The sequence below is a fragment of the Arthrobacter sp. N199823 genome, assembly GCF_002929705.1.
Classification (GTDB): Bacteria; Actinomycetota; Actinomycetes; order Actinomycetales; family Micrococcaceae; genus Specibacter.
Genome location: NZ_PJIN01000003.1, coordinates 121,421 through 133,999, shown reverse-complemented (window position 1 = coordinate 133,999; position 12,579 = coordinate 121,421). Strand labels below are relative to the sequence as shown.

Below are 12,579 nucleotides of genomic sequence, written 5' to 3'. Positions count from 1 at the left end.
GAACAGGCCGAGAACAGCTCAGCGCAGGCGCCGGGGCAGCTTCGGCGGCTTGGGCGCCTTGCTCTGCTTGACGGGCTTGGGCAGCTTGGGCGGCTTCGGGAGTTTAGCTGTCGATTCGAGTTCGGCCAGCAGTTCCTGCGGAATCATCATGGGCGCCGGACCAAATGCTCGGTTGGCTGAGCCGATCACGGCCTTGCCCATCATGTAATTGCCCACGCCGCCCACGGCCGCGCCAATACCAAAAGGTAGGGCCTTGCCCACCACCGAGGCGCTGCCCTTAACAGCCATCTTCTTGAGGAACATTTTCTGCATGGGCCCCACGAGCGTTTTGACGGTGCTCAATGGCAGACTCTTGCTGACGGTTTTGCCCCAAGCCTGCATGGGCGTTTTGCCTGTGCCCAAGGCATGACCGGTCAAACCCTGCAGCATGGCTTGGCCTTCTTCACCCAAAATAATGGCCATGACCGTGACTTGAGCGCTTTCCGGATCCGCCAGCCGCACGCCATGAAGTTCGGCAATGGATTGCGCGTAGAGCGCCGTGGCTTCAAGGAAGACCACGGTTGCCGCGGCAGAAATGGACAACGCCGCCACGGTGCCGATGCCCGGGATGATGGCGGTGGCACCAATAGCAGCCCCGCCACCGCTCACTCCGTTGAGGAAGTCGCGTTCCAATCGCTGGCTGAGTTCGTAGGCGGACGCATTGGGATGCCGTTTGCGCAGGCGACGCAGATTTGCCAGCACCAGAGGCCGCTGTACCTCAACGGCCTTCAACAGCATGCCGTGAACAGCGGGAGTGGGCTTGCCGTTGGGATCAAAAGCAGCACCTGCTGCCATTTGAACGGCCGGGTTCACCGGGCCATGTTGTTTGGCGAAGCCCGGTGCCTGCGGCATTCCCCCACGGTTGAGATCCTTGCTGGCCATGTTTTCCCCTGCCTGTTTTTGCCTCCAGCTCTTTGTCTCCAGCGTAGCCGCCCAATCCTGGTCCTGGCCGCCGTTCACTGACAGGAAAACTTGGGTTGCGTCGGCAGGACTAACTCAGAGCACCAAACCCAGCCGGCCCAAACTGAGCCCACCCAGTGCAGAGTCAGCCTGCGAGCGCTAAGGGAGTGCCGTCGTCGTGCGTCAGGGTGGGACCCTTCACGGCAGGGGCCAATACGCGGATGCGAAGTGCCAGGAACAACATCACCATCCCACAGAGAGCAGAATGTGCCCCTAGGCCGGCGATCCCCGGAATGGCGGCGAGCCGGTCAGTCCCGGGAGCGTGCGTTGCGCGGGTGATTCTTGGCCGTGCGCTCATTGCCTCGCCGGTAGTTGCCGGTCACCCTGGCCATGAGGGCTTGGGGCTCGGCGGTAGCCACGTCGGCAAGGAACTTTCGGGCAGCGTCGCCCCGCAGCGTGGTTGCCGGCTGCCCGTGATGGGTGATGGAGACGTTGCCGTCGCGCGCCGTGGTGAATTCGAAACCGTCTGGTTGGTTCGCCATGCTGTCCAGACTAGGCGCGCGGCACGAAGGATCCGGGCACGTTCGCAGTCAGGAACGATGCGACGTCGGCGAGCTCCTCGGCACTGGTGTTGTGGCCTAGTCCGTCGTAACGGGCGTGCTGCAGATCCGTGTTGGCGGCCAGCCATTCGGCCGTGAATTCGGTGGCATCCGGGTTGATAACGAGGTCTTGCGGGTCGCGGGCCCAGATAAACGGCACTTTGCGCGCCAGCGGTTCCATGGTGGCGAGAAGCTCGTTGTGCAGCACGAATCCGGAAAGCCCCACGCCTGCAGTGAACATCTCGGGACGCAGGCGGATCAGAGTGGTCGCCATGGCCATGCCCTGCGAAAAGCCCATCACCGAAACGGAGCTGAAGTGGTGCTTAGCCATCTCGGCGTCCAACCAAGCAAGGACTTTCGTGGCCGCACCCACCACTTCGGCGAAGTCATTGGCGAGGAAATAGTCCAGCAAAAACCAGCCCCAGTCGCCGGAGATGTCCATGGGTGCCCGCGGCGCGGCGCAGGTGAATCCAGCTGGTATGCCGGGAAACAGCGCACTCATGCGGCTTTCATCTGATCCGTACCCGTGCAGCATCAGCAACAGCGGAGTGCCGGCGCGTTCATTCTCGAGGCGGGACCAGATGACTGTTTCCATGGCGCCACACTATCGGTTCGCCGGACATCTCCATCGATCCGTGAGAAATGGCTGTTCTGAGTCCCCAATACAGCCATTTCTCACGGATCGATGAGGCAGGTGCTGGCCGAGCTCGCACAACAGGCTCGAACTTCTGCGTTTATGTGGGAATAGTGTTGACATTCGAAGATAAACACAGATAAAGTCATCTGAAACAACATCCTGTGATTCGCATCACGGGAATCGGTTCCGGCATCAACGCATCAGCACGGCGCTCGGCGCACGGACCGTCATCGGAAGGAAGCACAATGTTCGCGGAGGAACGGCACAGCAGGATCGCCGAACTCGTCAGCGCCCAAGGCAGGGTTGGCGTCAATGACTTGGCCGAGCTCTTTTCCATCACCCAAGAGACGGTGCGCCGCGACTTGGCGGCACTGGAGGAAGCCGGCCAACTCCGTCGGGTCCACGGCGGCGCAGTGAGCGTTGATCGACTGACCCGCTCGGAGCTCAGCCTGAGCGAACGTGCGTCTCAGCATTTGGATGAGAAGCAACGCATCGCCACGGCCGCCTTGGCTCTGATCCCTAACGTTCCGCGGGCTTCGATCCTGCTGGACTCGGGGACCACCACAGCCGCACTGGCCGAACGCCTGGCCAGCTGGACCCCTGTCAATACCGGAGACGAACTACTCGTCATCACCAATTCACTCCCCATGGCCGCCACCTTGAGCACCAACACACACCTGCTGTTGGACATCGTGGGTGGTCGCGTACGGGGCCTGACCAGCGCTGTCGTCGGAGCTCGCGCCACAGAACAGCTCGGCGCCCTCCGCCCCGACATCGCCTTCATCGGCACCAACGGCTTGCACACAGACTTTGGCCTGAGCACCCCCGATCCCGTCGAAGCCGCCACCAAGACCGCCATGGTCAGGGCCGCTCGGCAGGTCATCGTTCTGGCCGACGCCTCCAAGCTCGGCACCGAAACTCTTGTCCGCTTCGCAACCCTCGAGGAGATCGATACCTTGGTCACCACCGCAGAACCATCCGCCGAGCTTGCCGCCGCCTTGGCCGCCGCCGGCGTCGAGGTCGTGATCGCATGATCCTCACCTTGACACCCAACCCCAGCCTGGACCGCACCATTGAGTTGGCAGATCCACTCCAGCGCGGCGAAGTTCAGCGCGCAACGTCCTGCTCCGCGCATCCCGGCGGCAAGGGCGTAAACATTGTCCGCGCCCTCACCGCTTCCGGCATCGAGGCTCTGGCGCTGTTGCCCGGGGACGCAAGTGACGCCGTCGTCCTCGCCTTGGAACTGGAAAAAATCCCGCACCTGGCCATGCCGATTGGCGCACCCCTACGCAGCAATGTGGCCATCACCGAGCCCGACGGCACCACCACCAAGGTCAACGAGCCCGGCCCCGTCCTCACCTCGGCCCACCTGCGTGACCTCCTTGACCTGACCGTAAAGATGTCCGACGGCGCGGGCTGGCTCGTTCTGGCCGGTTCACTCCCCCCGGGCGCGCCGGACGACTTCTACGCCATGGTGATCGAGGCGGTTCGTGCCGCCTATGGCCCGCGAGCGCCGCGGATTGCCGTGGACGCTTCCGGTGCCCCGCTGCGCCAATGCTTGCGCGCGGCCCCTGATTTGCTCAAGCCCAATGGCGAAGAACTGGCCGAACTGACAGGTCTTTCCAACGGCTCCGAGCTTGAGGCGGATCCGGGTGCAGCAGCAGCCGCGTCCGCTACTCTGCTCCAAAGCGGTGTGGGGGCAGTTCTGGCAACGCTCGGTTCCAAGGGCGCTGTTCTGACCACCAACAACGGCACCTGGCACGGCCGTGGACCCGCCATCAAGGCAAAAAGCACTGTCGGCGCGGGCGATTCCGCACTGTCCGGATATCTTCTGGCAAATCTTCGCGGGGACTCCCCCGAAGCATGCCTGCAGCAAGCGGTGGCCCATGGCGCGGCCGCAGCTTCCCTCCCTGGAACCATGGTTCCTTCCCTTGCACAAACGTCTCCCGCAGCCATCACCGTGACGGCGCTGACCCCACCCGAAGAGAACTGACATGACAACCCTCATCAACGATGATTTGGTGCTTCTTGACGCCAATCTCGGCACTGACACCACCTCCGTCATCCGCAACTTGGCGGAGCTCATTGCAAAGACCGGCCGCGCGGCGGAGGTCGAAGGCCTGTTTGCCGACGCCCTCGCCCGTGAGCAAAAGACCGCAACCGGCGTTCCCGGCGGCATTGCCATCCCGCATTGCCGCTCCGAAGCCGTATTGGAACCCACCCTCGCCATGGCCCGCCTGAACCCGGCCGTGGACTTTGGTGCCAAGGACGGTCCGGCAGACATCGTCTTCTTCATCGCTGCCCCCGCCGGCGCCGATAACGAACACCTCAAGCTGCTCTCCAAGCTGGCCCGTTCCCTCATCAAGAAGGACTTCACGGCAGCCCTGCGCGCAGCGGCAACCCCGGCCGACATCGTCGCCCTCGTGGCGGATGCCCTTGCCGACAAGCCAAAGCCGGCCACGGCCCAGACCGACCCCGGCTCCACCGGCGATGGGGGCCCCGCCCGCTCCGCGGTGCCCGACCACACCCGGCCCCCCATCGCCGGTTCCGCCGTTCCCGGTGAAGCCGAGGCAGCAGCACCCCGCCGCAAGCGGATTGTTGCCGTGACGGCGTGCCCCACGGGCATTGCACACACCTACATGGCCGCCGACTCACTCGTCGCCGCCGCTCAGGAAGCCGGTGTTGATCTGCAGGTTGAGACGCAGGGTTCCGGCGCCGTGACGCCGCTGGACCCGGCGGTGATTGCTGCCGCTGACGCCGTAATTTTCGCTGTTGACGTGGATGTCCGTGGCAAGGAGCGTTTTGCTGGCAAGCCGCTGGTGAGCTCACCCGTCAAGCGCGGAATCGACGAGCCCGCCAAGATGATCCAGGAGGCCGTGGCCGCGTCCGACAACCCGAACGCCCACCGCGTGCCGCACTTTGGTGCCGAAGAAGCGGCCGATCAGAAGGCCGCAGCCTCGGGTGAAAGCCTGGGTTCCAAGATCAAGAAGGTCCTGCTGACAGGCGTCAGCTACATGATCCCGTTCGTGGCCGGAGGAGGTCTGCTGATCGCACTGGGCTTCCTGCTGGGCGGTTTCCAGATTCCCGACTTCGCGGACAAGATCCTCACCTCCAACAGCCTGGCCAATCTGCCCACGGACTACCCCGAGCAGGCTTTGGGCCCGTTCGGTGCCTACCTGGGTGCCGTTGCGTTCAAGATCGGAGCCCTCTCCATGGCGTTCCTGATCCCCGCGCTGGCAGGCTACATTGCCTTCGGGATCGCCGACCGCCCCGGCATCGCACCCGGCTTCACCGCCGGTGCCATCGCCGTCTTCATGGGAGCCGGCTTCCTCGGCGGCCTGGTAGGCGGCATCCTGGCCGGCCTGGCCGCGTACTGGATCGGCAGCTGGAAGGTCCCGCGCTGGCTGCGCGGCCTGATGCCCGTGGTCATCATCCCGCTCCTGGGATCCATCATCGCCTCCGGTGCCATGCTCTTGTTCCTTGGCGCCCCCATCGCCGCACTCACTGTTGGACTGAACAACTGGTTGACGGGAATGTCCGGGGCCTCCGCCGTCGTGCTGGGCATCATCCTTGGCCTCATGATGTGCTTCGACCTGGGCGGTCCGGTCAACAAGGTGGCCTACGCCTTCGCCGTGGCCGGTTTGGGTGCCGGCAGCATTGCCAACCAGGCACCATGGGAAATCATGGCCACCGTCATGGCGGCAGGCATGGTTCCACCGCTCGCCATGGCCCTAGCCACTGTGATCGATAAGAAGCGTTTCTCCCTGGCCGAGCGCGAGAATGGCAAAGCAGCCTGGCTGCTGGGGGCATCGTTCATCTCCGAGGGTGCCATCCCGTTCGCCGCGGCCGATCCCCTGCGCGTCATCCCGGCTTCCATGCTGGGCGGCGCCCTCACCGGCGCACTGACCATGGCCTTCCACGTCACCTCGCAGGCACCCCACGGCGGATTCTTCGTCTTCTTCGCCATCGGCAATCTGGGCATGTTCGCCCTGTCCATCGTGCTGGGCACCGTGGTGGCCGCATTCTCGGTGGTTGCGCTGAAGCGCTGGGCTGTCCGCAAGCCCGTTGATACCCTTGCAGCAACGCAGCCTGTAGGCCAGGCTAGCTAGGCGACATGACGTTCGAAGGAGCACCCGTGCAAAGCTTTGTTGGAGTTGGCGTCTTCCGGGGCCGCGTCATTGGCCCCGTCCATCACATGCCGCCTTCCTTGGCAGAGCCTCCCGCGGGTGCATCTTTGGAAAGTTCGACGACGCCCGAGACTGCCGCTGATGCCCTCAAGGCTGCCGGGGCAAGCGTGAAGGCAATGCTTTTGGAGCGCGCTGGCCGGGCTGAAGGCGCTGGTAAGGAGGTCCTTGAGGCCACGGCACTGATGGCCACCGACCCCATGCTGATTAAGGCAGCCATCAAGTTAGTCAAAGCGGGCACATCGCCGGAACGGGCCATCTGGGAAGCCGGCGATTCGGTGGCCCAGATGCTCACTGACTTGGGCGGTTACATGGCCGAACGCTCGCATGATGTGTTGGATGTGCGCTCACGCATTGTGGCCGTGCTGCGCGGGGTCCCCGCCCCGGAAATCCCTGACTCAGCCGAACCGTTCATCCTGGTTGCCGACGATCTTGCCCCTGCCGACACGGCCACCCTTGATCCCGCAAAGGTCATTGCGCTGGTCACGGCGGGCGGCGGACCCCAGTCACACACAGCCATCATTGCCCGCAGTTTGGGGCTTCCGGCTGTTGTTGCAGCGGCCGGTGTCTCCGAGATTGCGGAGGGCGCAATGGTGTTTGTGGACGGTTCCACTGGGGCAGTAAGCACCGAACCAGGCGATTCCGAGCATTCTGCCGTTGCGGTGTGGCAGGAAAAGGCTTCACTGCTCAGCGTCTTTGACGGTGAAGGTCAACTGTCCGACGGCACGCTGATCCCCCTCCTAGCCAATGTTGGCGGAGCCAAGGATGCTCAAGAGGCCGCCGCGGCCAAAGCCCAGGGAGTGGGACTGCTTCGCACCGAATTCTGTTTCTTGGGCAACAGCAGCGAGCCCAGCCATGAGGACCAGGTAGCCGCCTACAAGGGCGTTTTTGAGGCCTTCCCGGGTAAGAAAGTTGTTGTGCGGACACTAGATGCGGGGGCGGATAAGCCACTTCCGTTCCTGACCGACAGCAGCGAGCCGAACCCCGCCTTGGGCGTGCGGGGATACCGCACGGACATCACCAGCCCCGGCGTCCTTGCCCGCCAGCTGGCCGCTATTGCTGATGCAGCATCCCAAACCCGGGCCTTGGTCTGGGTTATGGCACCCATGATTTCAACGCCCGCAGAGGCCGCTGATTTTTCCGCCATGTGTAGCGCCGCCGGGCTCGCAACCTCCGGAGTCATGGTTGAGGTTCCGTCCGCGGCCTTGACCGCTCGGCACATCCTGGACCACGTTGATTTTGCCAGCTTGGGCACCAACGATCTCACCCAGTACGCCATGGCGGCCGACAGGCAGTTGGGGCCGCTTGCCGCCCTGAATGATCCCTGGCAGCCGGCTGTGCTGGCCTTGATCCAGGCAACTGTTGAAGGCGCTATTGCCCAAGCCAAACACAGCCCATCACTGGAAGTCGCCGCTCCCAAACCTGTTGGCGTGTGTGGCGAGTCAGCCGCGGACCCGGCCCTCGCCGTCGTGCTTGCCGGGTTGGGAGTCAGCTCACTATCCATGACGCCACGTGCCCTGCCGGCCGTGGCTGCCGTGCTGCGCACCGTCACCCGCGAGGCGGCCACAGCATTGGCCTACCGGGCGGTGTCGGCGTCCTCTGCCGCCGAGGCTCGCGAGCTGGTCCGGGCAGGGCTGCCAGACCTCGCTGAACTCGGCCTCTGATCCATCTTTTAACCATTATTTTCAGGAGAACCCATGATTGAACGCACCGCAACCATTGCCAGCACCGTTGGACTGCATGCTCGCCCGGCATCGATCTTTGCCGAAGCCGCCGGCGAGCTGGCCGCTGAGGTGACCATTGCGCGTGCGGGTGACCCCATTGAGGACGCGGTTGATGCTGACAGCATGCTGGCACTGATGAGCTTGGGCATGGAGTTCGGCGAAGCGGTTGTGCTGCGCAGCGATGACGACTCAGTGGGTGCTGCTTTGGACTCGCTGGTCAGCATTTTGGAGACCAACCACGACGCCTAGTCCCCATCCGCTCCCCCCACTCGCAAGCTCGCAGCGGGTCCCTCGCAAATGTGGGCCCAGCCACGCACACTGTAGCCTCGTCCCTCGGTTGGGGCCCCTCGGGCGCGTGGGCCCAGCCACGCGTTCCCACCACTCGTAGCGGGTCCCTCGCGAATGTGGGCCCAGCCACGCACACTGTAACCTCGTCCCTCTGTTGGGGCCCCTCGGGCGCGTGGGCCCATCCACGCGTTCCCACCACTCGCAAGCGGGTCCCTCGCGAATGTGGGCCCAGCCACGCATTCCCACCGCTCGCAAGCGGGGGTCCAAGTGACTCGGAGAGTGCGATTCCGCCCTTCCGCTAAACCCCGTATCGCACCCTCTGTGGGCCGTGATAACGGGGTTTTTGGCGCCTTGACAGCACCCCCTGTCATGGCTGAGAATGGGCCATCTGCTAGAATTTAAGGTCTGCCCGTAGCGATGCAGCAGAAAGTCGCAAGCAAATGCACTCCTTAAGGGGATCAACAAATGCCCATAGACCGAAGCATGACTCAACCGGAATCAGGTGTTAAGGACACCGCAGATCATCGGCAAACGAAGCTTAAGAAGCCGCGTTTGCCCAAACTAAAAAAACGTAGACTGGGCGTCGACGATGTAAATGTCGTTGATGGGCCCATGCTCAAGAAAGCCCTTAGCGGCACCGTCGTGGGAAACACCATGGAATGGTACGACGTCGGTGTCTTCGGATACTTGATCGGCACCATGGGCCCGGTGTTCCTGCCTGAGGCAGACCCAGATGTTCGGACCTTGTTCCTGCTGGGAACCTTCGCGGCTACCTTCTTGGCCCGCCCGCTCGGCGGCGTGGTGTTCGGCTGGCTTGGAGACAAAATTGGGCGCCAAAAGGTGCTCGCCACGACCTTGATGGTCATGGCGGCCTCGACGTTCGCCGTCGGGCTCCTTCCCGGATATGCACAAATCGGCATCTGGGCTGCAGTGCTTCTTGTTGTGGTCAAGCTTATTCAGGGCTTCTCCACCGGCGGTGAATACGCAGGTGCCACCACCTTCGTCAGTGAATATGCCCCGGACAAGCGCCGCGGTTACTTTGCCAGCATCCTTGATCTGGGCAGCTACATGGGCTTCGCCATCGGTGCCGCAACGGTCTCCGTGCTCCAGTTGACCCTGGGCCAGGAGGCCATGGAACAGTGGGGTTGGCGTGTGCCGTTCCTCATCGCGGGACCCTTGGGATTGATTGCCATTTACTTCCGCATGAAGATCGAAGAGTCCCCCCAGTTCCAGGCCACTCTGGACGCTAATGAGGAGGCGTCCAAGTCCGCTGCAGACAGCGACGTGAGCACCTCAAACGGCCCGATCCACTTGGTCAAGGTGTACTGGCGCCAAGTCCTGCTCGCCATGGTTCTTGTGGCAGCAGCCAACATCGCGGGCTACGCGCTCACGTCCTACATGCCAACTTATTTGACCGATTCCATGGGCTACGACGAGATACACGGAACCATCCTCACCATCCCCATTCTGGTTGCCATGGCCGTGTGTATCCCCTTGGCAGGCCGCCTCTCCGATAGAATCGGGCGACGTCCCGTACTGTGGGTCGGTGCGATCAGCACAGTAGTGCTGGCTATTCCCGCCTTTATGCTCATTGCCGTGGGTCCCGTCTGGACCACACTGCTGGGGCTGGCCTTGATCGCCTTCCCCGTTACGTTCTACGTATCAAACCTGGCCTCGGCGCTGCCGGCATTGTTCCCAACGTCCAGCCGTTACGGCGGCATGGGCATCTCCTACAACTTTGCCGTTGCGATCTTTGGCGGCACCGCCCCCTTCGTGATGAAGGGCCTGATCACCCTTACCGGCAATCAGATGATGCCTGCCTACTATCTGATGGTGACGTCCGCGATTGGCGCAGTGGGCATCTACTTCCTGCGTGAATCAGCCCAGAAGCCCCTGCCTGGCTCCATGCCAAGCGTGGCCACTGTGGAAGAAGCGCAGGAATTGGTGAAGTCGCAGGACGAGAATCCGTTGCTCGACATGGATTACCTGCCCTTCGACGAATCCTATGAGCCGCCAACCCCAGGCACCGGCATCCCGGTTACCGTGGGCCGGCCGGAATCCGTCGAGGACTAATCCCCAGCCGCTCCCACGGTAGATCCCAGGAGTTCATTGGCGACGGCGTGCCATAGTTGCGAGTGCCCCCGAAATTTCAGGGCCCTCGAGACCATGGCACGCCGTCGATTTAATCAGCGGCCGCGGTTGCCTGCTGCTGCTGACACACGGTCAGGGACCAGCCTGGCCAGCGCCATGAGCGTGGCGTAACGCCGGGACGGGATGGAAACTGCCTTGCCCACTGCGTTGTCGGCCAGTCCCTCGCGCACCACTTGTTCGGCGTTGAGCCACATCCACGGCTTCACGCCTCCCATATCTGCACCCATGCGCTGATGGAATTCGGTGTGCACAAAACCAGGGCACACGGCTGTCACCTTGACGCCACGTGGGCCAAAGCGCAGATTCGCGAATCGGCTGAAGCTGACGCCCCATGCCTTGGCCGCGCCGTACGTGCCGCGCGGGATAAAGGCTGACACGCTTGAGACGTTGATGATGCGCCCGGCACCACGGGCCAGCATTCCGGGCAGCACTGCGTGGGTGAGTTCCATGGGACTCTGAGCCAAGATGCGCAGGTGCGCCGTTTCCTCTTCCACGGAGTTCTTCTCGAATGCCTTCACCAGACTGAACCCGGCGTTGTTGACCAGCACCGCTACGGGGCGCTCCGGGTCGGCCAGCCGGGCGCTGACGGAAGCAACGCCGTCGTCCGTAATTAAGTCAGCGGGCAGGATCTGAACATCAATGCCAAAGTCATTGCGCAGGCGCACTGCCTTGGCCTCGAGGCGGGCGGCGTCACGGGAGACCAGCACCAAATCATGCTGGGCGCGGCCAAGTTGCTGGGCAAATTCAGCACCCAGCCCTGACGTTGCGCCGGTAATCAGCGCTACGGGGCGGGCCATCTAGGCGTCCTGCGGAAAATCGGTGTACTGCAGGTACGGTTCCGGATGTTTGGCCAGGAACCGCGCCACGTAGCTGCAGTGCGGGATGATCCGTTTACCGGAGGCCACCACGTCATCCAAGGCATAGCGCGCCAACACCTTGGCCAAGCCCTGCCCCTCAAATCCGGGCTGGCCAATAGTATGGATGAGGTCGATGTGGCCGGGCAGGTCCGCGAACGTGATGATCACGGCCAATTCATCGGCAACGAACAACTCGTAGCGGTGCCGGGCATCATTGCGGCCCATGCGCACAGCGGCGTCGAAAGGATCGGATTCCAAGGCTTCGTTCACACTCATAAAGTGAGCTTGGCACACCGGGCAGGCCGTGGCAACAGGTGACCGCTGCCCGTTTCAGGCAGCTTAGCCGCGCGCGCCACCCTGCCACAAAGCGGTGAACGGTGCGCCCGATGTCACGCGGTTCTTGATGCCCTCGGTAACAAAAGCCTTCGCCGTGCGCGCAGCTTCCAGAGGGGTCGCGCCCTTGGCCAGCTCGGCTGTCACGGCTGCGGCGAGCGAGCACCCGGCACCTGAGACTGCAACCTCGCCAACCTTTGGTGCGGAGAGCACTTCCAGTGTTTCGCCGTCAAAGAAAACGTCGACGGCGTCATCGCCTTCCAGCCGCACTCCACCCTTGGCGAGGACTGCTGCTCCGGAGATTTCATGGATCTTGCGGGCGGCAGCCTTGAGGTCTTCAACGTTGTTGATGACCATGCCAGAGAGGGACTCCGCCTCGAAGTGGTTGGGGGTGACGAAGGTGGCCAACGGCAGGATCTGGGCCTTCAGCGCCTGATCGGTGTCCAATGCATGGCCCGGTTCCTGGCCCTTGCAAATCAGTACGGGGTCCAGAACCACGTTCTTGAACGCTGCACCCTTGAGCGCCGTTTCAACAGTGGTGATGGTGGCAGGGCTGCCCATCATGCCGATCTTGACCGTGTCCAGCGTGGTGGGTGCGCCGGAAGCGGCACCATAGGCCGCCGTCGTGGCTTCCAACTGGTCGGCAATAACCTGCTGATCTACCGGCACAAAACGGTGGTTCCAGTTGTCCTTGGGATCAAAGGAAACGATGCAAGTGAGGTTCACAATGCCGAAGACGCCCAGTTCCTGGAATGTCTTGAGGTCGGCTTGGGCACCGGCACCGCCTGTCGCTTCGGATCCGGCGATGGTCAGTGCAAGGGCGGGGGCATTGATAGTCATGGAACTATCTTGCCACTTCAGGCGGCT

The 12,579-nt window shown here is 63.0% G+C and carries 12 protein-coding genes; 6 read left to right on the top strand and 6 right to left on the bottom strand.

Features of this window, described 5'->3' with window-relative positions:
• Window positions 1-18 precede the first annotated feature (18 nt).
• The 3 genes from CXQ93_RS07795 to CXQ93_RS07785 form a co-directional block, all read right to left on the bottom strand.
• Window positions 19-921, bottom strand: a complete 903-nt coding sequence (locus CXQ93_RS07795) for a hypothetical protein (protein ID WP_258068738.1) — start codon at window positions 919-921, stop codon at window positions 19-21.
• A gap of 326 nt (window positions 922-1,247) precedes the next feature.
• A complete protein-coding gene (locus tag CXQ93_RS07790) occupies window positions 1,248-1,481 on the bottom strand; it encodes a hypothetical protein (RefSeq protein ID WP_104109896.1) in 234 nt (77 codons plus the stop codon).
• A gap of 10 nt (window positions 1,482-1,491) precedes the next feature.
• Window positions 1,492-2,133: an alpha/beta hydrolase gene (locus tag CXQ93_RS07785; protein ID WP_104109895.1), complete on the bottom strand. Its 642-nt coding sequence runs from the start codon at window positions 2,131-2,133 to the stop codon at window positions 1,492-1,494.
• 287 nt (window positions 2,134-2,420) lie between these two features.
• On the opposite strand from CXQ93_RS07785, the gene CXQ93_RS07780 reads away from it, so the two are divergent.
• From CXQ93_RS07780 to CXQ93_RS07755, 6 genes are all read left to right on the top strand, one after another.
• A complete protein-coding gene (locus CXQ93_RS07780; protein WP_104109894.1) occupies window positions 2,421-3,209 on the top strand; it encodes a DeoR/GlpR family DNA-binding transcription regulator in 789 nt (262 codons plus the stop codon).
• Window positions 3,206-4,168 carry a 1-phosphofructokinase family hexose kinase gene (locus CXQ93_RS07775; RefSeq protein WP_104109893.1) on the top strand — a complete coding sequence of 321 codons (963 nt, stop codon included), beginning with the start codon at window positions 3,206-3,208 and terminating at the stop codon, window positions 4,166-4,168. Before CXQ93_RS07780 ends, CXQ93_RS07775 begins: the two co-directional genes overlap by 4 nt.
• A 1-nt stretch (window position 4,169) precedes the next feature.
• Complete coding sequence (locus tag CXQ93_RS07770; RefSeq protein WP_104109892.1) at window positions 4,170-6,284, top strand: fructose-specific PTS transporter subunit EIIC; 2,115 nt, start codon at window positions 4,170-4,172, stop codon at window positions 6,282-6,284.
• A 26-nt stretch (window positions 6,285-6,310) separates the two neighbouring features.
• The gene (locus CXQ93_RS07765) at window positions 6,311-8,023 is read left to right on the top strand and encodes a phosphoenolpyruvate--protein phosphotransferase (protein ID WP_104109891.1); all 1,713 of its coding nucleotides are present in this window, start codon (window positions 6,311-6,313) and stop codon (window positions 8,021-8,023) included.
• Window positions 8,024-8,056: 33 nt separating this feature from the next.
• Window positions 8,057-8,332 (top strand): HPr family phosphocarrier protein, encoded by a 276-nt coding sequence (locus CXQ93_RS07760; RefSeq protein WP_104109890.1) that lies wholly within the window; start codon window positions 8,057-8,059, stop codon window positions 8,330-8,332.
• A gap of 504 nt (window positions 8,333-8,836) precedes the next feature.
• Entirely contained in the window at window positions 8,837-10,444 is a 1,608-nt protein-coding gene (locus tag CXQ93_RS07755; protein WP_104109889.1) for an MFS transporter, read from the top strand.
• A 113-nt stretch (window positions 10,445-10,557) separates the two neighbouring features.
• Here CXQ93_RS07755 and CXQ93_RS07750 read toward each other — a convergent pair whose 3' ends face one another.
• The 3 genes from CXQ93_RS07750 to CXQ93_RS07740 form a co-directional block, all read right to left on the bottom strand.
• Window positions 10,558-11,319: an SDR family oxidoreductase gene (locus CXQ93_RS07750; protein ID WP_104109888.1), complete on the bottom strand. Its 762-nt coding sequence runs from the start codon at window positions 11,317-11,319 to the stop codon at window positions 10,558-10,560.
• On the bottom strand, window positions 11,320-11,655 hold the full coding sequence (locus CXQ93_RS07745; protein WP_104109887.1) for a GNAT family N-acetyltransferase: 336 nt from the start codon (window positions 11,653-11,655) through the stop codon (window positions 11,320-11,322).
• 63 nt (window positions 11,656-11,718) lie between these two features.
• Window positions 11,719-12,552 (bottom strand): hydroxymethylpyrimidine/phosphomethylpyrimidine kinase, encoded by an 834-nt coding sequence (locus CXQ93_RS07740; protein ID WP_104110283.1) that lies wholly within the window; start codon window positions 12,550-12,552, stop codon window positions 11,719-11,721.
• Window positions 12,553-12,579 lie beyond the last annotated feature (27 nt).

Excerpts from the sequence above, each read along its gene's own strand:
- CXQ93_RS07740 (WP_104110283.1), bottom strand. The coding sequence starts at position 12,552 with ATGACTATCAATGCCCCCGCCCTTGCACTGACCATCGCCGGATCCGAA.
- CXQ93_RS07795 (WP_258068738.1), bottom strand. The coding sequence starts at position 921 with ATGGCCAGCAAGGATCTCAACCGTGGGGGAATGCCGCAGGCACCGGGC.
- CXQ93_RS07780 (WP_104109894.1), top strand. The coding sequence starts at position 2,421 with ATGTTCGCGGAGGAACGGCACAGCAGGATCGCCGAACTCGTCAGCGCC.
- CXQ93_RS07750 (WP_104109888.1), bottom strand. The coding sequence starts at position 11,319 with ATGGCCCGCCCCGTAGCGCTGATTACCGGCGCAACGTCAGGGCTGGGT.
- CXQ93_RS07770 (WP_104109892.1), top strand. The coding sequence starts at position 4,170 with ATGACAACCCTCATCAACGATGATTTGGTGCTTCTTGACGCCAATCTC.
- CXQ93_RS07785 (WP_104109895.1), bottom strand. The coding sequence starts at position 2,133 with ATGGAAACAGTCATCTGGTCCCGCCTCGAGAATGAACGCGCCGGCACT.
- CXQ93_RS07755 (WP_104109889.1), top strand. The coding sequence starts at position 8,837 with ATGCCCATAGACCGAAGCATGACTCAACCGGAATCAGGTGTTAAGGAC.
- CXQ93_RS07745 (WP_104109887.1), bottom strand. The coding sequence starts at position 11,655 with ATGAGTGTGAACGAAGCCTTGGAATCCGATCCTTTCGACGCCGCTGTG.
- CXQ93_RS07790 (WP_104109896.1), bottom strand. The coding sequence starts at position 1,481 with ATGGCGAACCAACCAGACGGTTTCGAATTCACCACGGCGCGCGACGGC.
- CXQ93_RS07760 (WP_104109890.1), top strand. The coding sequence starts at position 8,057 with ATGATTGAACGCACCGCAACCATTGCCAGCACCGTTGGACTGCATGCT.
- CXQ93_RS07775 (WP_104109893.1), top strand. The coding sequence starts at position 3,206 with ATGATCCTCACCTTGACACCCAACCCCAGCCTGGACCGCACCATTGAG.